Source organism: Vibrio sp. THAF190c (assembly GCF_009363355.1).
Taxonomy (GTDB): Bacteria; Pseudomonadota; Gammaproteobacteria; order Enterobacterales; family Vibrionaceae; genus Vibrio; species Vibrio fortis_A.
Genome location: NZ_CP045339.1, coordinates 986,133 through 1,007,660, shown reverse-complemented (window position 1 = coordinate 1,007,660; position 21,528 = coordinate 986,133). Strand labels below are relative to the sequence as shown.

General features: G+C 46.3%; 20 protein-coding genes. 8 read left to right on the top strand and 12 right to left on the bottom strand.

The annotated features are described in order from the left end of the window. Positions 1–178 precede the first annotated feature (178 nt). Positions 179–487: a PTS fructose transporter subunit IIB gene (locus tag FIV04_RS19530; protein ID WP_152470184.1), complete on the top strand. Its 309-nt coding sequence runs from the start codon at positions 179–181 to the stop codon at positions 485–487. Next, positions 487–1,260 carry a PTS sugar transporter subunit IIA gene (locus tag FIV04_RS19525; protein WP_032553861.1) on the top strand — a complete coding sequence of 258 codons (774 nt, stop codon included), beginning with the start codon at positions 487–489 and terminating at the stop codon, positions 1,258–1,260. The genes FIV04_RS19530 and FIV04_RS19525 overlap by 1 nt, the downstream gene beginning before the upstream one ends. Before the next feature lie 16 nt (positions 1,261–1,276). Here the strand turns inward: FIV04_RS19525 and FIV04_RS19520 are convergent, their stop codons facing one another. Further along, positions 1,277–2,116, bottom strand: a complete 840-nt coding sequence (locus tag FIV04_RS19520; protein WP_152470183.1) for a helix-turn-helix transcriptional regulator — start codon at positions 2,114–2,116, stop codon at positions 1,277–1,279. Between the two features lie 378 nt (positions 2,117–2,494). On the opposite strand from FIV04_RS19520, the gene FIV04_RS19515 reads away from it, so the two are divergent. From FIV04_RS19515 to FIV04_RS19490, 4 genes are all read left to right on the top strand, one after another. Continuing rightward, positions 2,495–4,399 (top strand): fructose-specific PTS transporter subunit EIIC, encoded by a 1,905-nt coding sequence (locus tag FIV04_RS19515; RefSeq protein WP_152470182.1) that lies wholly within the window; start codon positions 2,495–2,497, stop codon positions 4,397–4,399. A gap of 94 nt (positions 4,400–4,493) precedes the next feature. Continuing rightward, on the top strand, positions 4,494–5,711 hold the full coding sequence (gene manA / locus FIV04_RS19510; protein ID WP_152470181.1) for a mannose-6-phosphate isomerase, class I: 1,218 nt from the start codon (positions 4,494–4,496) through the stop codon (positions 5,709–5,711). Positions 5,712–6,259: 548 nt separating this feature from the next. Beyond that, positions 6,260–6,700 (top strand): PTS sugar transporter subunit IIA, encoded by a 441-nt coding sequence (locus FIV04_RS19495; protein WP_152470180.1) that lies wholly within the window; start codon positions 6,260–6,262, stop codon positions 6,698–6,700. 13 nt (positions 6,701–6,713) lie between these two features. Then, a complete protein-coding gene (locus FIV04_RS19490; protein WP_152470179.1) occupies positions 6,714–8,141 on the top strand; it encodes a fructose-specific PTS transporter subunit EIIC in 1,428 nt (475 codons plus the stop codon). A gap of 74 nt (positions 8,142–8,215) precedes the next feature. On the opposite strand, the gene FIV04_RS19485 is transcribed toward FIV04_RS19490, so the two are convergent. Continuing rightward, a complete protein-coding gene (locus FIV04_RS19485) occupies positions 8,216–8,992 on the bottom strand; it encodes a transporter substrate-binding domain-containing protein (RefSeq protein ID WP_123305867.1) in 777 nt (258 codons plus the stop codon). Positions 8,993–9,111: 119 nt separating this feature from the next. On the opposite strand from FIV04_RS19485, the gene FIV04_RS19480 reads away from it, so the two are divergent. Continuing rightward, the gene (locus FIV04_RS19480) at positions 9,112–9,852 is read left to right on the top strand and encodes an amino acid ABC transporter permease (protein ID WP_152470178.1); all 741 of its coding nucleotides are present in this window, start codon (positions 9,112–9,114) and stop codon (positions 9,850–9,852) included. A gap of 146 nt (positions 9,853–9,998) precedes the next feature. Here FIV04_RS19480 and FIV04_RS19475 read toward each other — a convergent pair whose 3' ends face one another. The 8 genes from FIV04_RS19475 to FIV04_RS19440 all read right to left on the bottom strand — a co-directional run bounded on the left by FIV04_RS19475 (position 9,999) and on the right by FIV04_RS19440 (position 19,367). Further along, the gene (locus FIV04_RS19475) at positions 9,999–11,129 is read right to left on the bottom strand and encodes an ABC transporter ATP-binding protein (RefSeq protein WP_152470177.1); all 1,131 of its coding nucleotides are present in this window, start codon (positions 11,127–11,129) and stop codon (positions 9,999–10,001) included. A 9-nt stretch (positions 11,130–11,138) separates the two neighbouring features. Further along, a complete protein-coding gene (locus FIV04_RS19470) occupies positions 11,139–11,873 on the bottom strand; it encodes an HAD family hydrolase (protein ID WP_152470673.1) in 735 nt (244 codons plus the stop codon). After that, positions 11,863–13,314 carry a CehA/McbA family metallohydrolase gene (locus tag FIV04_RS19465; protein ID WP_152470176.1) on the bottom strand — a complete coding sequence of 484 codons (1,452 nt, stop codon included), beginning with the start codon at positions 13,312–13,314 and terminating at the stop codon, positions 11,863–11,865. Before FIV04_RS19465 ends, FIV04_RS19470 begins: the two co-directional genes overlap by 11 nt. A 107-nt stretch (positions 13,315–13,421) precedes the next feature. Then, positions 13,422–14,702: an extracellular solute-binding protein gene (locus tag FIV04_RS19460; RefSeq protein WP_032553472.1), complete on the bottom strand. Its 1,281-nt coding sequence runs from the start codon at positions 14,700–14,702 to the stop codon at positions 13,422–13,424. Between the two features lie 6 nt (positions 14,703–14,708). Continuing rightward, a complete protein-coding gene (locus FIV04_RS19455) occupies positions 14,709–15,680 on the bottom strand; it encodes a carbohydrate ABC transporter permease (RefSeq protein ID WP_152470175.1) in 972 nt (323 codons plus the stop codon). A gap of 24 nt (positions 15,681–15,704) precedes the next feature. Then, positions 15,705–16,589: a carbohydrate ABC transporter permease gene (locus FIV04_RS19450; RefSeq protein ID WP_152470174.1), complete on the bottom strand. Its 885-nt coding sequence runs from the start codon at positions 16,587–16,589 to the stop codon at positions 15,705–15,707. A gap of 102 nt (positions 16,590–16,691) precedes the next feature. Continuing rightward, a complete protein-coding gene (locus tag FIV04_RS19445) occupies positions 16,692–17,576 on the bottom strand; it encodes a LysR substrate-binding domain-containing protein (protein ID WP_152470173.1) in 885 nt (294 codons plus the stop codon). 165 nt (positions 17,577–17,741) lie between these two features. Continuing rightward, positions 17,742–19,367, bottom strand: a complete 1,626-nt coding sequence (locus tag FIV04_RS19440) for an ABC transporter substrate-binding protein (protein WP_152470172.1) — start codon at positions 19,365–19,367, stop codon at positions 17,742–17,744. Positions 19,368–19,488: 121 nt separating this feature from the next. On the opposite strand from FIV04_RS19440, the gene mpaA reads away from it, so the two are divergent. Next, positions 19,489–20,214 (top strand): murein tripeptide amidase MpaA, encoded by a 726-nt coding sequence (mpaA, locus tag FIV04_RS19435; RefSeq protein ID WP_152470171.1) that lies wholly within the window; start codon positions 19,489–19,491, stop codon positions 20,212–20,214. A gap of 2 nt (positions 20,215–20,216) precedes the next feature. On the opposite strand, the gene FIV04_RS19430 is transcribed toward mpaA, so the two are convergent. Together FIV04_RS19430 and FIV04_RS19425 are read right to left on the bottom strand one after the other, a co-directional pair. Beyond that, positions 20,217–20,717 carry a hypothetical protein gene (locus tag FIV04_RS19430; protein ID WP_152470170.1) on the bottom strand — a complete coding sequence of 167 codons (501 nt, stop codon included), beginning with the start codon at positions 20,715–20,717 and terminating at the stop codon, positions 20,217–20,219. A 223-nt stretch (positions 20,718–20,940) separates the two neighbouring features. After that, positions 20,941–21,438: a hypothetical protein gene (locus FIV04_RS19425; RefSeq protein ID WP_152470169.1), complete on the bottom strand. Its 498-nt coding sequence runs from the start codon at positions 21,436–21,438 to the stop codon at positions 20,941–20,943. Positions 21,439–21,528 lie beyond the last annotated feature (90 nt).

The window sequence follows — 21,528 nt, the reverse complement described above, 5'->3', positions numbered from 1 at the left end:
CGATATTACTGAATATATAAGGTTAGGTTAGCGGTCAAAACCACCCAATCATATAGCACTAAACATGCATTAACTGGATTTTTGTAACTAAGAAATCAGAGTGTGAAGTGAGACTTTTGAATTCCACACAACTCCCTCTAATATTTAAGGGCTTTCTTCATCTACACAGAGAACCATCATGAGAATTGTAGCGGTAACTGCGTGCCCTACAGGCATTGCCCATACCTACATGGCTGCAGATGCACTGACCAAAACAGCGCCTAAATTTAATGTTTCGATCAAGGTCGAGACACAAGGAGCAATGGGCGTCGAAAACCAACTCAGCGCGCATGATATTGCCCAAGCCGACCGTGTGCTGATCGTCTCTGATATCGAAATAGAACAACCGAATCGCTTCGATGCCGATAAGACCGTGCGTATTGCGATGGAAGACGTGTTGCTCAGCGTAGAGAAGGTCTTCATCAAACACTGTCGCAACTGTTCATGATCCCAGAATATCAACTGACGTTTTTTGTCGACAACGCCTCTGCCAGTGCGCACGCAGCCCAACCTCTGTGCCGTCTTGCTCGCAAGTTCAAAAGCTCTATTCGTATCATCAACATCACTCAGGGTCGTGCAGCGGATCTCTCTAAGTCTGTGGCTCTACTACAAGTGGGGCTGCTTAAAGGCGATCTGGTTCAAATTACTGCAGTCGGACTTGATGCGGAGTTGGCGTGCTTTGTTCTCAAAGATGTGATTGCCGAGCACTATGTCTTGGTTGGATCTCAGGTAAATCATGAGTTCTCTACGGATTTGATGCAGCGCTTCCCTCAGATAAGCCCACCGTGTGAGGTTGATTGGCATCACGCCAAAGCGCAAACTCAGCTCACCAAATTCGAGTGTTTGAAAGGCCTAGCGCATCTTATCTACCCAGAGAATCCGGATGAACTGATTCTGTCATTCATTCGACGAGAAGAGCGTTCTTCGACCTGTGTAGCACCGGGAATTGCACTGCCTCATGTAATGTTTGAGCACTGCCAGAGAATGTCGATAGCTGTGATTGTTAGCGAAGATCAGATTGATTGGGCATCCAAGATTGGACAAGTATATGTCGCGATAGCACTCGTAATGCCGACCAAACCACAGAGAGAGCAAATCATTGCAGCGACCAATCTGACACGCAACCTACTCAATGATCAGATCACCGAACGTTTGCAAAAAACCAAAAGCAGCATCGACCTGCAAGCCTTGCTGATGTACCTCACTTCTCGTTTACTGTAAGCACTCAATCCCCGAATTAGACAGAGCTACGATATTCGCTCGGCGTCCTTCCTGTACGATTTTTAAAAACTCGGCAGAAATAGTTCACATCTTTAAAACCACAACGCACAGAGACTTCATTGAGCTTAAAGTTATACTTCTTGAGCATGAACTTGGCGCGGTCGACTCGGACACGAGTGATGTACTCGGCTAATGTCATATGGCCTTGTTGGCGGAACATTCGCGACAAATGGTTGGAGGAAATACTAAAGCGCGAGGCGATGCTGTCACGGGTGATCTGACGGTGGAAGTTCTCTTGAATATAGATACAAATACCCTGATACACATCCTGTACTCGACTGTGAGACTTCTCGACGGGCGCATCTAACATCGTCTTGCTGTATTGCAACAGCGCTTGCAGCAATAACTCATCCATCGGTTGTTTGTTACTCTCGCGTGCTAATGAACTAAGCGCCTCAAGAATATTGTCAATGGCAAAACCAGAACGAGTCTGAATACTATGCTTTTGAATATCGTAGAAACTCTCTTCGCCTTTGCGCTTACTCACCAAGCTTAAACCCAGCTGACGACGCCCAAACAGCATGCTCAGCACCGAACAATCAGTATCCCAATTCGGCTTGTTCCAACAGTTAGGCGGGATGAAAATCGCATCCCCAGCTTTCGCGACAACGTTGGTGATCTTACGATCATGACTCTCCATTTCATTAATATACTCACCGTCCAGCACCAGCTCTAAACGCGGAAAGTTCACCTGATAACTGAATGCTGAAGGCGTGTGAAAATCCCCCGCAAACCAGATGTTATGAAATGGTTCTCGCTCATTTAATACCGACGAGATTAGGTCATGAAATATCATTTATTCGAACTCTTAAAAGCAGCAATAACGCTACGGGAATAGATATACTCCTTAGTGAAACATAGCGCTATTGAGCAAAATCACAATCTGAGATCTATGTTACAAAAATCCAGTAGTGGAAATAAATATCCAGTCTGAATCCAGATTTTGAACACCGTTATCACGATGAGAAAATCACCCTAATCCCTTATCAATAAAAGCCTTATTACCTCATAAAGGCTGTCAATACGCACCTAAAATGGTGCTCCTAAACGATCAAAATCACACTCCATTTAGAAGGCAACAATCATCCAGTAAATGCGTTTTTTCTTCACTACAGAAGGCAAGCAATCAATTTCAGAATATCCCTAACAAAATAAAAAAGAGTAGGGGTCCATTATGATCACAAAATTGATCAATCAAGATTTGATTAAGCTTTCGCTTAGCGCTAATTCCAAAGAAGACGTATTTAAAGAGCTGATAGACGTGCTGTACGCACAAGGTCGAATTTCAGACAAAGCACAGTTTCTTGCCGATATTAAAGCGCGTGAAGAGCAAGGTAATACCGGCTTTGAAGAAGGCATCGCCCTACCACACGCAAAAAGCAGCGCTGTAATCAAACCTGCTGTTGTTATCGGCGTGCACAAACAAGGCATCGACTACGGCGCCGATGACGGTCAACCTTCAAAACTGTTCTTTATGATTGCCTCTCCCGATGGCGGCGACAATCACCACATCGAAGTATTGGCTGAACTTTCTTCAAAACTGATTGAAGAAGGTTTTATTGAAAACTTCATGAATGCCGACTCCGAGCAAACGGCATTGGAACTACTACTGACGAAACCAGAGCCAGTTCAAACCGAAGAAACGACAGAAACCCAAGGCTTCATCATTGGTGTCACAGGTTGCCCGGCTGGCGTGGCGCACACCTATTTGGCAGCAGAGGCGTTAGAGAAAGGCGCAGCAGCACTTGGCTACGATGTTAAGGTCGAAACTAACGGCTCTATCGGCGTTAAAAACAGCCCAACTCAAGAAGAGATTGAACGTGCAGACGCGATTGTCGTGGCTTGTGACAAGCAGGTCGACATGGCTCGTTTTGCCGGCAAACGCGTTATCTGCACCAACGTAAAAGCACCAATCAAAGACGCGCAAGGCTTGATTAAACAAGCACTCAACGCGCCAAGCTACCAAGCAGAACAAGCGCCGACCAATCAATCCGTTGCCGAAAAAGCCTCACAAGCGCGTTCAGACCTTTACCGTTACTTGATGAATGGCGTATCACACATGATTCCATTCGTAGTGACGGGCGGTCTATTGATTGCCCTAGCCCTAGCGATTGGTGGTGAGCCAAGCGAATCTGGCATGGCAATTCCTGCTGGTAGCATGTGGAACCAAATCCTAGAAGTGGGCGTGGTTGCCTTCACCCTGATGATCCCGATCTTGGCCGGCTACATTGCTTATGCGATTGCTGACCGCCCTGCTCTAACCCCTGGCCTTATCGGTGGCTGGATTGCCAACAACGGTTCTTTCTATGGCGCTGACGCAGGCACAGGCTTCATTGGCGCAATCATCGCAGGCCTGTTAGTGGGTTACTTCGTTAAATGGATTACCTCGTTTAACTACCACAAATTCGTTCAACCACTTGTGCCTATCATGATCGCTCCGATCACTGGCTCTCTATTCATCGCAGGTCTGTTCATCTTCGTAATCGGTGCTCCAATTGCTGGATTGATGGATGCGCTTACTGCACTGCTAACCAGCATGAGCACAGGTAATGTGGTGCTACTTGGCATCGTACTGGGTGGCATGGCTGGCTTTGATATGGGTGGCCCATTCAACAAGGTGGCGTTCCTATTCTCAGTTGGCATGATTGCCAGCGGTCAAACTCAATTCATGGGTGCAATGGCATGTGCAATCCCTGTGGCTCCACTTGGTATGGCTATCGCAACCAGAATCGGCCGTAAGTTTGACCTGTTCGAATCTTCTGAAATTGAAGCAGGTAAAGCAGCAGGTGCGATGGGCTTGGTGGGTATCTCTGAAGGTGCGATTCCATTCGCGGCTCAAGATCCAATGTCAGTTATCCCAGCCAACGTGCTTGGCTCAATGACTGCTGCAGTTATGGCGTTCTCGTTTGGTATCACCAACAGCGTTGCTCACGGTGGTCCAGTGGTCGCTCTACTTGGCGCAATGAACTACCCACTGCTAGCACTGGTGTGCATGGCATCTGGTGCGAGCGTAACTGCGGTTACTTGTATCGCGCTTAAAAATCTACGCAAAGCCAAGCTAGCAACAGCAACGGCTTAAGCCCTTTCAAATCCAATGGCTTGAGCCCACTCTACTCTCACATTTCATTAGACCGAGTAGAGCTCAAGCCATGTTTCCTTTCATGGTGATTTCGATGTCTGATTTTTCTTTAGCGAACGATTCGTTCGTACAACGCTTTTTCTACCCGATGACCAACGTGATTCAAAACTACGCATGGGGTAGCCCTTCTTCGTTCAACCAACTGTTTGGTATTGATAACCAGTCTGGTGAGCCACAAGCAGAGATCTGGATGGGCGCTCATCCAAATGGTTGCTCAATGGTGAACGACAACGGGCAACAGACCACACTGTCGAGCTTGATTTCTAAGAACCTAAACCTATTTTTAAGCGAGAAAGTGGCGAGTCGATTTGGTGAACTCCCATATCTTTTCAAGGTGTTAGCAGCAGAGAAAGCGCTGTCTGTCCAAGTTCACCCAAACAAGCAACAAGCGGAATCGGGATATGCACTAGAAGAGCAGCAAGGCATTCCGATGACAGCGGGCAACCGTAACTACAAGGATCCCAACCACAAGCCAGAATTGGTATATGCCCTAACCGACTACACGGCGATGAATGGTTTCAGATCGATAAGCGAGATCCTAGAGCATTTTCATTACCTCGATATTCCAGAGTTGCATTCGATGGTCAACGATCTCGCAGGCGACCAAACGCCCAATGGATTAGCCTGTTTCTTTGCAAGCTTGTTGTCTCTGGAAGGTGAGCAAAAAGGCATGGCGTTAACCATGCTACTGATGAAGGCTAAGCTTTCTGATAAACGTGTATTCCAATTGATTTCAGAGCTTGAAGCTCAATACCCTGGTGATGTCGGCTTATTCGCTCCGCTGTTATTGAATGTGATTACCCTAAAGCCGGGGCAAGCCATGTACCTTGATGCCGAAACGCCCCACGCTTACATCAAAGGCACAGGTCTAGAAATCATGGCGAACTCAGACAACGTGCTGCGTGCAGGATTAACGCCTAAGTACATGGACGTGAATGAACTGGTTTCTTGTACTCGATTCAATGAAAAGCCTGCGGATAGATTACTGCTAAGCCCGATTGAGCAAGGTGATGTGATGGAGTACGAAATTCCAGTCGAGGATTTTAAGTTCTCTATCGTACAAAACTCACATCAACGTAAGATCACGACCGAAGGCGCAGAGATCCTACTGCCACTCGACGAATCCATGGTGCTCACTCACTCATGTGGCGAAACCTGCGTGATAGAGAAAGGCCAATCGGTGTTCATTCCTGCTTATGCTGAGAGTTACAAACTGGATTGTGTTGGCCGAGTAGCGCGTGCTTACAGCTAGCTCTTTAGGGCGTGTTGATCTTTCGAGCTGGTTTTTGCAGCGAGTTGCTGGGTATTTATACAAGGCAGAGGTTTTGATGTTTAGCTAGCCTACATGAGAAGCCGATAACGCAGTAGAAATGACCAGCAAACGCTGCCCGAAGGGTTCGGCTAAAAGCGTTTTACTCTTTGTTGAGAGAGATTTGCTTAGAATGACTAGGCTACTTCTCCCTCGCCGCGATTAAAACGCTTTTATCTCGAACAAAATTCAACCACGAAAGGTCAACACGCCCTAATAACTCACAACACACTCTTCATGCCCTGCTTTTGCGGGGCATTTTTGTTTCTACAGTTTTTTGGTTTCTACAGCTCTTTTCTTCCTACAGAAAGTTATTTCAACACCGAAATACACCATCAAATATGACCCATCTCACACTGGATGAATGATGCAAATCACACTTAATTTTGCTTGGTACAAATGTACAGTGAAGGGCTTTTATTTGCTATTTCGCGAATCAGGTTAATCCATTAATTTTAATTCAAGAACTTCAATAGTGAATGAGTTAATAAATGATCACACAGCTAACCAACGTCAACTTAATTAATAACAACCTTCAATCGAATAATAAAAAAGAACTGTTTGAAGAATTGGCAGGCATGTTATTTGAGAATAACCGAATCAGCAGTAAAGAAGCCTTTTTGGCAGACATTGAAATTCGTGAATCTCAAAGCATCACTTCAATGGACGGCATCGCTTACCCACACTCGAAAAGCAAGGCAGTAACAGAGCCTGCAATTGCGGTCGGTGTTAAGCGCGAAGGTATTGAGTATGGCGATGAAGACGGCATTAATCCAACCGTATTTTTTATGATTGCTTCACCAGATAACGGTGCTGACCATCATATTTATGTACTACAAGAACTATTTGGAAAATTCAGTGATGAATTTATCCAAAATATCCATAACGCAAAAGATGAACATCAAATCCTTAATATTTTAATTAATTCATAAGGCGTAGATAATTATGAGCACCCTAGCAAATCAAGCTACGAATACCAGTAGCAATTCTAATAACAGAAATAGCAGTAGCGACTATAAAAAACTCCTTAGTACCATGAAAGGCCACCTGCTTTTCGGCACATCACACATGCTACCTTTCATTGTAGCCGGTGGTGTTTTATTAGCTCTAGCAGTCATGGCATCGGGTAAAGGTGCCGTTCCAGCTGATGGCTTGCTGGCAGACATCTCTAACATCGGTATCAAGGGCCTTGTTCTTTTCCCAATCATTCTTGGCGGCTTTATTGGTTACTCAATTGCTGATAAACCAGCACTAGCACCAGCAATGATCTCTTCTGGCATCATGGCAGACATGGGCGGCGGCTTCCTTGGCTGTATCGTAGCTGGCTTCATCGCAGGTGGCGTGGTGCTTCAACTTAAGAAGATCCCACTTTCTACCAACATGACAGCACTAGGTGCTTACTTCATCTACCCGCTTGTTGGTACGCTAATCTCTGCAGGTATCGTATTGTGGGGCATCGGTGAGCCAATCAAACTGTTCATGGCTTCAATGAACGAGTTCCTAGCGTCAATGGCCGGTGCATCTAAGATGGTTCTGGGCACAATCCTTGGTGGTATGACAGCGTTCGATATGGGTGGCCCTATCAACAAAGTGGCAACCCTATTCGCTCAAACTCAAGTAGACACACAACCATGGTTGATGGGCGGCGTAGGCATCGCGATTTGTACACCGCCACTAGGTATGGCATTGGCAACTTTCCTATTCAAAAACAAGTTCTCTAAACAAGAACAAGAAGCAGGTAAAGCTGCAGCAATCATGGGCTCTATCGGTATCTCTGAAGGTGCTATCCCATTCGCAGCGAACGACCCAATGCGTGTGCTTCCTTCAATCGTTGCCGGTGGTATCGTTGGCTGTGTGTTCGGCTTCATGACGGACATCCTACTTCACGCACCGTGGGGCGGCCTAATCACAGCGCCAGTTTCAAGCAACATCCCAATGTACGTAGTTGGTATTGCACTAGGCTCACTAACCACAGCGGTTATCGTTGGCTTCTGGAAACCAGTAGTCGTTGAAACAGAAGAAGACACTGTTGAAGCTGCACCAGTACAAGCTCAAACCGCTCCAGTAGCAGGCGAAGGCGAGTACGACATCGTAGCTGTCACTTGCTGCCCTTCAGGCGTTGCACACACCTTCATGGCTGCCAAAGCACTAGAGAAGGCTGGTGCGGCTGCAGGTCTGAAGATTAAGGTAGAAACACAAGGTCAAAATGGCATTCAAAACCGCATCACTGACCTAGATGTAGCAAATGCGAAACTGGTTATCTTGGCTCACGATATTCAAGTGAAAGACGCTCACCGTTTTGCCAACGCGAACGTGACTGAGTGTTCAACTAAGGAAGCGATGAAGAAAGCTGCAACACTGGTCGTCGCATAACCCAACGTCAAGTTAGCTCCTAACTCTAGAGCCCTCCCCCCTAAGGGCTCTATTTTCTCTTCTCTATGAGCTCGTTACATGCTCTTCAGTCCCCACTTCTCAGCGGTTTGCTTGAAGAAACCTTGCGTCTTTTTCAATTCAACCCAGTGGTTAATGTAGTTAATCCAAACCTGATCATCTTGTGGTAGTAGCATCGCAATTGGAGTTGGTTTCCGTGGCTCTTTCACCGGTACTATCGCAAGTTGTTTAAACTTCTCTACTAAGGTTGCAGCCTCTACGTTTGAAGTCACTGAGACATCGGCGCGGCGAGCTAAAAGCTCTTGGAAATCCCGTGCTGGCGCTTCAATCACGATGTGTTGTGCCGATGGGAAGAAGTCCTTCACCATTTTTTCTTGTACTGTGCCGAGTGTGGCAGCAACTTTGATTTCTGCTTTGTCAAAGTCACTCCAGTCGGAGAACTTCCCTAGGTCTTTCTTTTGCACGACAGGGACGAAAGCCAGATAGAAATAGGGTTGGCTGTACCCAGCGACTTTTGCACGAGACATGTTGAGCGATGCGCTTCCGGTCACGTCGTATTTGTTGGCTGTGATGCCATTCACCAAGGTTTTCCAGTCTGTCGCAACGTATTCCACTTTAACGCCTAAGTCTTTAGCCAACTCAGTCGTGACATCGATATCAAAGCCACGGTAGCTATTGGTCGCTGGATCCTTCATTGTCATTGGGTTCCAATCTCCCGTTGTACCAACGCGAAGAACTCCGGCATCCAGTATCTCCTGCAAACGACTTTGTGCATGTGCAATTTGTGTAAAAGCAAGTAAGCACATTCCTAATGCAATTAAGCTTTTCTTCATTTTTTATTCCTTCAAAGAATGCTGATTTCTAAGTGATGAGATATTCTTCTTAATTATTAACCATTAAACAGATTTGGTTGTTAACATGGCAATAACAAATGGAGTTTTTGGGAGTAAATGTGAACTATCGTCACTTATCGCTAGTTTCTCTGCTGTTTCTGACAGGATGTTCAGACTACCAATGGGGATGGTATGTACTCGACCCGTCAACGGAGCAGGGGCGAACTAACATTCAGTTTTTGGTAGCTGGTTTTAGCGAGACTATTCAGGTTTCGTTGTTGAGTATGTTTTTTGCGATGGCTTTGGGTCTATTGGTCGCCTTTCCAGCGCTTTCCAGTTCTCCAATACTCAGGGGGATTAATCGACTTTACGTAGAGGTGATGCGTTCTATCCCTGTATTGGTATTGTTATTGTGGGTGTATTACGGAATGCCGACATTACTCGATGTCTCTTTGAACCACTTCTGGGCAGGGGTAATCGCATTGACCATTGCCGAGAGCGCCTTTATGGCAGAAGTGTTCCGTGGCGGGATTCAAGCGATTAATCGTGGCCAACATGAAGCGGCCGAATCCTTGGGATTGACCTATTGGCAAAAAATGCGATTGGTTATCCTACCACAGGCATTCCGTCAGATACTGCCGCCCTTGGGCAATCAGTTTGTTTATATCCTCAAGATGAGTTCGCTAGTGAGTGTGATTGGTTTGAGTGATTTAACAAGACGAGCAAATGAGCTGGTGGTGAACGAATATTTACCTTTAGAGATCTATACGTTTCTGGTTTTGGAGTACCTTGTTCTTATTTTGGTCGTATCACAAGCGGTTCGTTGGCTAGAAAAAAGAATTGCAATTCCGAGCCATTAAATGGTTCTAACCCTCAAGAGTGTTTAGCTATCTCCAACAAAAAAGCCTCGAGCACAGTCCCGAGCTCCTGTTGATACTCCCCCCTAAGAAAAATCCCCACTCATCTGAGCGGGGATTTCTTTATTTTGACTCTTCGACACATCAAGTTATTCAATCAGTGCTTCTTCTGTCTCTAGGTCAAACAGGTGACACTGTGAGGTATTGAAATGAAGCAATGTCTCTTGTCCGCTTTCCGCTGTGCGGTCAGCATCAAAAGGCACCCTTGCCACCATTTTGTCATGACCAAGTTGGAAATAGAGATACAACTCATTACCCATAGACTCAACAACACCCAAGCGATGGTTTTGAGTATTCACCTCAGATAGCGGCGCATCGTGATTCGCAAGGCTGATGTGTTCAGGACGAACGCCGAACCAAACCCATTCACCCTTTTTTGCACGCGCAACGGCTTGTTTATCTTGAGGTAGTTCCCAACGAACGCCACTCTCTGACAATACGTTCATCACGCCGTCTATCTCATCAATACGAGCCTTGATGATGTTCATCGCTGGCGAGCCAATGAACCCCGCCACAAACTTGTTTGCAGGATGATGATAAAGATTCATTGGCGTATCGACCTGCATGATCTCACCTTGATTCAATACACAGATGCGGTCGCCCAAAGTCATCGCTTCCACTTGATCGTGCGTCACGTAGATCATGGTAGCGTTTTGACCTTCCTGTTTTAGGTTGTCGTGCAGTTGAGCAATACTCACTCGCGTCGAAACTCGCAGCTTGGCATCCAAGTTAGAGAGTGGTTCGTCGAACAAGAACACATCCGGCTTACGCACCATGGCACGACCCAGCGCCACACGTTGACGCTGGCCACCCGACATCTCACCCGGCTTGTTATTCAATAGATGCTCAATATCCAACGTTTTCGCCGCCTCTGAAATACGCTCGTCGATCTCGTGCTTTGGCAGTTTTTGCTGCTTTAATCCAAAGGCCATATTGTCGTAGACCGACATGTGCGGGTAAAGCGCGTAGTTCTGAAATACCATCGAGATACCACGATCTTTAGGAGGAAGATCATTAACGCGTTTATCGCCAATGTAGACATCACCTTCTGAGATATCTTCTAACCCAGCGATCATACGAAGTGTGGTGGACTTGGCACAGCCAGACGGCCCAACAAACACCATAAACTCGCCTTCTTGAATATTGAGATCAACACCGTGTACCGCTTTAAAGCCGTTTGGGTAGGTCTTCTCAACGCCTCTCAAGGTTACTTCAGCCATAACCAGTCCTTAAATCAATTCGTTAAATTCTTGAGGATCGAAGTTGGCAACCGAATGAATCACCAAGTCAGCCATTGGCTCTAGTTCGGCGTGATTTGCCGTGCCAGTTAGTACACCCACGTTCTTAGCACCAGCATTTCGACCAAATTCCATATCCGATACCGTATCACCAAACATGATCACTTCATGCGGCTCGATACCACACTGCTCGCAGAACGCATTCAACAATGCGGGTGCTGGCTTAGGCTCAATATCGCCATCAGAGTAGCCGACGTAATCTAACAGCTCGCTCAGGCCAGATTGCTCTAACGTATAAACAGTCGAGTCTTTGGTGTCAGCCGTTGCCACGCCCAAATACATACCTTGCTGCTTGAGCGACGTCAGCTTTTCCGTTACACCAGGCAGTGCTTCAACCCACTCTGGGTTCTCTTCAACTTGGTTGTTGAAAGCCGCTTTAGTGATTTGAGTGAACTCAGTCAGAGATACCGAAGGCTCTAACATTTTGAACCATGCAATCGCAGTATCTTCAACTGGGTTAGAAGCCAATAGTCCATAGTTATCAACCACATCGCCCTCAACTCCGATAGCCAAGAGTAACTCAGTAACCGTGACAGTTTGATTACCTTGGTGGTTATCACTGAAGGCTTTTACTTGCTCACTTGCACCACGAGAAACGTTGAGCCACATCTTGTGGAATTCCAATAGGGTGCCGTCTTTATCAAACAATAGTGCTCTAAACTTCATCACTATTTACTCGCTCCATAAGTTCACCCCAAGTGTCGACTAGAGGTTGGTTAAATTGTGGTTGTGTGCCATCAAAGACAGCGTTGATACAGCCTTCAAATTCACCGTTTTCTGATGATGTTGAGCCATATTGAGACGATGAACCTCGTCGAATATCGATACGACACCAGTGATAGCCCGCTTCAACGAAAAGGCTTTGCTTTTCATCCGTGAGGTCGATTTTTTCGATCACTTTGCCATCGACCACGCACTCTGCGTAATAGTCATGTTCCGTGTCGCGAACGGATAATCGATAGGTCAGTGCTTGACCCTTGCTGTCTTCACCTGGCAGCAGATCGCCGAGGTTGATATCGAATTTCAGACCGCAACGGCGCTCTAGGTACACTTGTCCATTACGCAGACCTGCCAAAATCCCTTCTCCACTCAAGCCGTGGCTATACACGAAAGTTGAAGGGTCGCCGTAAATGGAAGGCTCGGTCGCTTTTGGGTTGCGCTCGTGAGGTTCTAGGTGTGAATCGCTGCCACCAATCGCGGTAATACGCTGGCCGCAGTTCCACATCTCATTAAGTACCATTAAGGCATCTTCAGTCGCTTTTGGAGACGTTGACCAAGTTGGGTCACAACACACTTCAAAGGTCGAGACTTGGCTCAGCAGTACTTCATCGTAGTGCCAATGCCACGGCTTCATCATCGGGTGATTAATGCCAAGGGAACTGTGTCCACTTTTAGCAAGCTGTAGCCCCGCTTCCATAGTGGCTCGACTCGTATGTTCAACCTTTGTTAGATCCAAAGAATGGCTTGGACCATGAACATTGAAATGCCCAAGATCGGTTGTGACTTCTAATGCAGGCAGAAACAGGCACTGCTTTGAAAGTGGCAGTTTCGGCTGGCATATGTTGTGTTCGGTAATAAAGAAAAAATCTAGGCCTTGCGACTCAACAATCTCTTTCCCGGCACTTAGCGTGTTATGCCCATCAGAAAGCTGAGTGTGGGCATGAAGATCACCACGATACCAACGCGACTCTGCACTCAGCATCTGGCTGTAATCAAATTCGATCTGGTGTGACGGAGTCACCACCGATTGAAGATCCAGCTCTTCACCGTTCGATGATTCAGGAAAGGCGATATCGACCTGATATTGCATCGCTCGCTCACGACGAAACTCACCTTCAAGGTTGTACAGCTCGACAAACCACTCACCAGACTCTAGTGGGCCGTCAATCGCACCTAAACCTGATGCCTGTCGTTGAATCACCAGAGACTTATGGTCTTTTTCAAACAGTACCTTTCCACGAAAGTTTTGATTGGCATCGTAAGCGGCAGCGTATAAGAAGCCTTTGGTTACCGTCGTTCCGGTAATCTTGACAGCATCAACATCCGCTGGGACATGAAAGGGAATTCGCACTCTGCCAAAAGAGAGTTCACCCTGAAATTGGTTCATTGCTTTCACCAAGTTGCTCTACATTAAACATCACAAAGAGCGATGAGATGATAGCCCACCACATTGATGGGCTACTGTTTTAGATACGGGATGTCTTGAACCCGACGTTATGAACGATTCGCTCTATCCAAAGCACGTTGCGCCTTTTTCGCAGCTTGTTTTAGCGCTTTTTCTGCTGGCACGTTCTGAATTTGGATTTGATCCGCCGCTACTTTCAGAGCATCCATGATCTTGCCGTTGGTTGGGTCAAGGAAGTCTTTAGTTGCCGTATTCGCCTGCTTCAATGGAATCAGAGCTTGTGGGTTGTCTTGAGTGAATGCTTGATACTCTGGCACCTCAGATACACTGTTACGTACTGGGATGTAACCGGTAAACATTGACCAAGCTGCTGTGTTCTTCGCATTGGTGTAGAACTCAACAAACTCAAATGCACCTTTCGCTGCTTTGTCGTCTGTACCCTTTGGCATCACGTAAACCAGCGCGCCTGCTTGTGGCGCTGATGGGTGGTTGCCCCAACCCGGTTGAGTGGTCGCTGCAAGCTTAGTGAAGTCCAAATCACCTTGGTCACCAGAAGAGCCGGTGTAGCCAAGCGCGTTGTCTTTCATCACGTCATCGATAGTCTTGTACCAGTATTCCCAACCTTGACCGCCGTAGTGAATACGCATGATCTGATCATCGTGAATCCATTGACGGAAGCTGTCCCATACCTCAACCCATTCTGGAGAGTCGATCAGCACTTTCTTACCGTCATCACTGATGATCTTGGCGCCATTAGAGAATGCGGCATCGATCATGTTGTCTTGGCCCCACATCGGCTCCCAACCATAGAAAGTGGTGTTGCCTTTGTCGTCACGCTGCGTCACTTTCTCAGCCACTTTTGCTACACCTTGCCAAGTTGCTAGGTCTTGCTCAGTAAAACCATGCTCAGCCAGCACTTGCTTGTTGTAGTAGAACACTTGTGTAGTACCGTAAGCCGGCAAGCCAATCACGGTGCCATCATCTGCCGTCACTTGATCTTTGAACGCACCAATGAAATCAGAGAAGTTAAACTCTTCATCCATGAATGGCGTTAAGTCACGGCTCAATCCACGCCCATGCATCGCTTCTGCACGACCAGAATCAAGAAGAACCAGTTCAGGAGCCGTTCGAGACGCCAAACCTGCTTGCAGCTTTTGGTAAGTTTCCGTGTAGTTACCTTGTAGAGCTGGCTTAACAACGTACTCATCTTGGCTCGCATTGAACTCCTCAATAAGCTTAGTCATCATTTGTTGAGGCTTAGTACCACCGGAATACCAGAAGTTAACCTCTGTTGCTGCAAGAACACTGCTAGAGAACATAGAAGCGCTTGCTGCGCCAGCACACACTAGTGCGAGAGTTTTTAGTTTCATTTCCGTTTACTCTTTTACGCCGTTATCGGCGATACCTGAAAGAATCGTCTTTTGACAGATGACGAATAGAATCAACAAAGGCATTACAGCAATGGTGCTCGCCGCCATGATCTGCGACCAGTTCAAACCGTAGTTGCCTTCAGCGATAAAGTAGTGACGAATACCAGTCGCAATCAGGTTCAATTCCTGAGTGGTGATAACCAGACTCGGCCACATGTAACTGTTGTAGTTGGTGATAAAGGTGATAAGGAATAGTGTTGCCACTGCCGCTCGGCACTGCGGTAGCACTATCGCCCAAAGGATTTTTAACTCGCCTGCGCCATCGATACGCGCCGCTTCAACCAAGGATGGATGCACCTTGATAAACACTTGGCGCAGGTAGAACACACCAAATACTGAGGCTGCGTTAGACGCAATCAACCCCATGTGAGAATCCAAAAGTCCTAGCTTGGCCAAGGTGATGTAAGAAGGGATGTAGGTCACGGCACCCGGCAGCATGTAACACCCCATCACCACAAAGTAGAGCAAAGTTTTAGAGCGAAACTTCAGCTGAGTCAGGGCGTAAGCAAACATCGCCGAATTGATGATCACCAATAACGTAGTGAACAGAGCCACACTAAAGCTATTGAAGATGTACAAACCAAAAGGCGCGCTCTGGAACGTCTCAATGAATGTCTCCCAACGGAACTGCGAAGGAATAAGATCTAATGGGTTCGCGAAGATCTCATCATTGCTTTTCAGCGAGCCCGACAGCATCCACAAGAATGGGAATACCATGATGGTGCCGCACACCATCAAGAACAGGTGCTTACTCAATGCCGCCATAGACTGCGCATTAACTCGAGTTGCAGGCGCCGTACTCGATTGTTGTTTCTCAGTTTTAATTGCCACTGAAGAACGCTGCGCTCTCGCACTACTGCCTTTTAGTGGTCTGGTTGCGCGAATCACCGGATTCGCATCTAATGTTTGCGTGGTCATGATGTTGTCCTTTTCAAATCCGGTTTAGTAATACACCCAGCGTTTGCCCATATAGGTATTGAGCAGTGCGAGCAGGCCTGTGATGAGGAAAATCACCAAGGAAGTCGCTGCAGCTGGTCCCATCTCATAGCGCTCAAACGCTTGTTGATAGAAGAGGTAAAGTAAGGTGCGTGTCTCTCCGCCCGGCCCGCCTTGGGTTAGGATCTGGAACTGATCGAACGCCTGCATCGCCGTGATAATGTTGACGACCACTAAGAAGAACGTGGTTGGCGAGATAAGCGGTAAGGTTATTTTTAAAAAGCGCGTTAGGCTGCTACAGCCATCAATCAAAGACGCCTCATAAAGCGACTCTGGGATCTTGTTGAGGGCGCTAATGTAGAACAACATCGTCCAGCCAATCGCCTGCCACACTGTTACGATAATCACCGCAACTAGGGCAGTATTTCCGCTCTCTAACCATGGGATCGCGTTAAAGCCCATCGACTGTAATAGATGGTTCGCTAGGCCAGATTTGGTCTCAAATACCCAAGACCAAACTATCGACACCGCGACCGTTGGCGTGATCCAAGGGGAGAAGATCACCGCGCGATAAAACTGGCTGCCTTTGAAGTTTTTGTGCAGCAACATGGCAAACACAAGACCCAATAGAATAGTTGGCACGACGACACCAAGTGAGAACCAGAAGGTGTTCATCGCTGCTTGCAGAAACTCAAAGTCTTCCACCATGTATTGGTAATTTTCGAGCCCAACAAAGTCGTAATCTGACGAAATATAATCCCAGTCGGTGAAGCTGATATAAATGGAGTAGCCAAACGGCACTAACCAAAAAGTAAACAGTGGAACTAACAGTGGCGCTGTAAACAGCAGCACTTTCAGTCGATTTGTCATGTGTTGTGAGAAAGCACTCATGGTGACCTCATCCTTGTTTGTATGTGCTTAAGCTAAGCGTTTTATGTGACAGGTTAGTAAGAGCGCCCCTCATTTTTTTTATGGCCACTCATAAGAAAACCTTTACTCAGGTTCCGCACTTTCAATTTGGTGATAGAGCCAATCACAGAAGAAATTCACCTTGGCACTTCGACTATGCTTGGTAATCAAGTAGTGGGCAGATTCAGCAGGCATAAAGGCGTCACTGGCGAGCACCACCTCCCCTTTCTTAAGCAGTTCAGTAACCGCCAACGACCTCACCAGCAGCACACCAACGCCCTGCTTAACCGCCTCTAGCGCGTGTAGTGAGTTACTAATTTCTAGCTGAACTTGCGGCAGTGACATCTCAAACTGATTATGGCTAAGCCACTGCAACCAGTTCTCTCGATAGCCTTTCACTTGCACTGTTGGCAATGAAGCAAAATCGTGGGCATCGAGCTGCTCTTGGTAGCGCTCTTTAAACTCTGGGCTGCAAACCAATTGCCAATGCTCTTGGAAAAGTCGTTCAAAATGGGTGTCTTCGCTCTCGACTTTGCCGTTGGTCAGTTCGATATCAACGTTCTGACAAGGCGTGGTCGACGGCCAGTCCACCAGCTGAATATCCAAACGAATAAAGGGGTATTTTTGATAGAAAGAGGCAAGCCGTGGCAGTAGCCAGTTATGGCAGAAGGTGTGATTGACGCGTAGGCTCAGTACGTCGGTCTCTTTCTCGCCAAATAAGATTTGTGTTTGCAGCTTTAGGTGAGCAAGTGATCCCGAAACAATCGGTTGATACTGCTGCGCAGCCGAGGTTAAACGTACGCCCTTTGAGCTACGTTCAAACAGTGTGGTATCGAAAAAGGTCTCTAGGCTTTTGAGTTGTTGGCTTACCGCTGCTTGAGTAACACACAACTCGCGCGCCGCCGCACCAATTGAGCCAAGGCGGGCAACTGCTTCGAATGCTACAAGGGCGCGAAGAGGGGGTAACATGGCTTCACCTAATTGAAATAAAAGTGAAAATTACTTCAATCAGGTTTCAGTTTTTTGCAGTTCGCGTTACAGATTAATGACGAAGGGACGTTGATCAGAAAATTATGATCAACGTCCCTTTTCTAAATGTCATACATTCGTGCCAATGTTTAAACGGACACGAACTTACTGCTTAATGTAGAGATCTTTCGAGTAAATACGTCCTTCTACATTATTCTTGGCAAAGCCACCCACGGTTGGTCGAACCAATCGCGCTTGCATGTAGTAGTAGATTGGAGCAATTGGCATATCGACCGCTAGCGATTGTTCTGCTTGGTCATAGAAGGTTTGACGCTCTTGTTCAGTAGTTGCCGACAGCGCACTCTCCATCGCTTGGTCATAAGCTTCACTGCTGTAACGCGCAAAGTTACCCGATGAACCAGAACGCAGCAGGCTTAGGAACGTAGAGGCTTCGTTATAGTCACCACACCAAGAGGCGCGCATCACATCAAAGTCACCCTGCCTGCGAGACACCAAGTAAGATTTCCACTCTTGGTTTTCTAACTCAACTTTAGCACCCAAGTTGTTTTTCAACATTGATGCAATCGCCACTGCAATCGACTTGTTAGACTCACTGGTGTTGTAGAGTAGCTTAAAATCCAATGGGTTAGACGCATCGTATCCCGCCTCTTTCAGCAGTTGTTGTGCTTTCTCATCACGCTGTTTTTGCGTCCACTGACTGTACTCCGGTTGAGTGGCATCGAAGCCTGCGGTGTACTCATGAGCAAAGGTATAGGCAGGCAAGTTGCCCACTTGTGTGACACCATTTGTGACAACATCACGCATGATCGAATAGGAGACAGCCTGACGGACTCGCACGTCATCAAATGGTGCACGCGTGGTGTTAAACGCATAGTAATAAGTACACAGCAGAGGAACTGCGGTATACGCTTGCTGATACTCTTTTTGTAGTTTCTGTGCCATATGTGTTGGTACATCTGAAGTGATGTCGACCTCACCTACCGCATAGCGATTAATCGATGCATTCTGGTTTTCAAACGGAATGTATGTCACCTGATTTAAGTGCGTATCATCACTATCCCAGTAGTTTGGGTTCTTCTTCAGTTCCACACGTTCATTGACCACCCACTCATCCAGAAGGAAAGCACCATTGCCGACAAACTGCTTTGGATCGCTCCAAGGTTTATCACTGTTTTCTAGATTGGCCTCGTGAACAGGCATCATCGAAGTGTGGCCTGTCATCGCCACAAAATAAGGGACTTTGCTATCAAGTTCGAAGCGAAGCGTGTGCTTACCAACAGCAGACACGCCCAATGCATCTAGCGGCTTTTTGCCTTCGGCTACATCAGCAATATTGTTGATTTTGGTGAGCTTTAAATACCACACATTCGGTGATGCAGTTTTAGGGTCCACAGCACGTCTTAACGCATATACAAAATCGTCTGCCGTGACTGGATCGCCGTTCGACCACTTGGCGTCTTTACGCAAATGGAACACAAAGGTTTTGTTGTCCTCAGTTTCCCAAGACTCAGCAACGCCCGGAGTAATATTGCCATCGCGGTCTTGAATCACTAAACCTTCAAACAAGTCTCGTAAAATGTGCATTTCCGGTAAGCCCTCAGCTTTGGCAGGATCGAGCGTCGCTGCTTCTGCATCATTGGCGCGTACTAAATGTTGTTCCTTAGCCAGAGTGGTTCCAGCAGGTAGAGTATCTGCTGCGGCTGTTACAGCTATAAAAGGGGTCAATAAAGATGAGATGAGTAAAGCCGTTGACTGTTTCTTAAAATCCATATGTTTTTGCTCTCCTAGCCTATCTTTGAAGCAGAGTAATAAAATTAACAATGCGACAGTTGACGAGTTTTGACGGTTGTATTTATCTAATAGATAGTACTTGATCAATCAGGAGATTAAGGTGAGTTTAATTCCAAGAACGGAAAGAGCTGCGTTTTCAATAAAGCCGCTGACGTATGGAAGTTCTATATTAGGGGCTCCTTTGCTCTATTTCCCTGCCCAAATCAAAAGCGACGCTCGCGGGCTAATTTTAGCGGGCACCCACGGCGATGAAACCGCGTCTATCGCGGGCTTATCGTGTGCGTTAAGAAGTTTGCCAGCTGCCAACCTAAGGCACGACGTGATCTTGTCGATGAACCCAGACGGTAATCAACTGGGCACTCGTGCTAACGCTAATCAAGTAGACTTAAACCGCGCCTTCCCGACTCAAAATTGGAAAGAAGATGGCACTGTATATCGCTGGAGCTCAAACACTCCAGTTAGAGATGTAAAAGTGAGTACCGGACAGCAGAACCGCCTTGAGCCAGAAGTACAATCGCTGATAAACCTCATCGAAAAGCGGAAGCCTAAGTTCGTCATCTCTTTCCATGAACCACTCGCCCTCATTGACGACCCAGCACAATCAGAACTTGCCTCTTGGTTAGGCCAGCAGTTCAACCTACCAGTTGTCGAAGATGTCGATTACGAAACCCCAGGCTCATTTGGCACATGGTGCGAAGAGAAAAACCTGCCGTGTATAACAGTGGAACTGCCACCCGTTTCGGCGGACTTCGCGATAGAAGAGTATTTGGATGCGTTTGTGGCGGTGTTGGGGTTTAAAGTAATCATCCGAAAAAACAAAACATGAGATTAAACAAACCTCTTTGAACCATTGAGCCAATTTTGTGCACCTAACTCTAAGGTAGTGATAAGTTCAGGTTCAATAATTACGCACCGTTTGTCGTAACTCAATCCGTCAGGGGTTCTACCTTTGTTTATTGGCTTGCATATGCTTAAACGCCTTAGGTCTGTCCCTTTTGAAAAAAGGAACTTCTGAAGAGTTGGAGACTTTCTTACTGTAAAAAGGAAAGCTATATCTATAATATAGTTGTCACATTCAACCCATAAGTGTCCATCAAACTCACTCTTTTCTACCAAGTGAGTTTGGTCGAAATGAGCAGGGCATTTAAATATATGATGCCCACCACATTCAACGCTTCCGACAATGAGTTCAGGGACGTAACCTTTATTTAATAGTTCTAAGTAAGTAATAGTGGCGATGTTTATACATTCGTTTTCTTCTACTCTTAAAGTTGTTGCGATAGATAACGCATCCTGAAATAAAGAGCCTGCAACTTCACCTGTTGGCATTTCTACCCTGATTCCTTTCATTTATAATAAGTTTGTCTATTTTACTTTACACAGAAAAACGATAACAAACCCTATCGAGACACAAAGTGTCTATATAAACACTCAATATTAATCTCATAAGTTGCTTTAATCGCTTATAACTAAACAAAAGCTCTCAAAGATAGGTATGGTTTACTTTAACAGCGACCACGTCGACAATTCGTTTGTCGGAAAACCGCCAAACCTAAAACGCTATTAGAAGCTCATCAATACGATTCTCACCAAATGGAATATCTTTTGAACCTACTTGGTTTGGGTTCGTTGGATGTCTACACTTTTTACCTTTCAATTGTGATTTTCCACTGACTAAACGACTGTCTTCAATGATCCAAAATCCTTCAGGTCTAAGTGCCTTGTTAACATAGACAATATGTAATACATCCCATCCACTATGAATTGGAGATATAGTCCGTGTTTTTGAGTATGCTGAGACCGTTTTGACTTGTACCTTGATATCAACTCCTGATACATGAATATCCCAACCTTTCTCACTGTGGGAACCATATGTTAGCTCGCTATCAGGAAAAGCAGATGACAAATAACGATAAGCATAATATTCACCTATGCTTCCCGTCTTTTGGTCTCCCTTTGGAATAGAAGACTCTCTTTCCTGCAAATCTTGAAGTCTTTCATAAGCTTTAGCATACTGTTCAATTGCGCACTCTATTTCTGAATAAGACATTTCATTCCTATTTATAACAAAACCAATTGTAGTCTAGAGCTCTAAGCTCTAGTGCGTGTGATTAAACAATTATGCCATTCATGCAAGGGG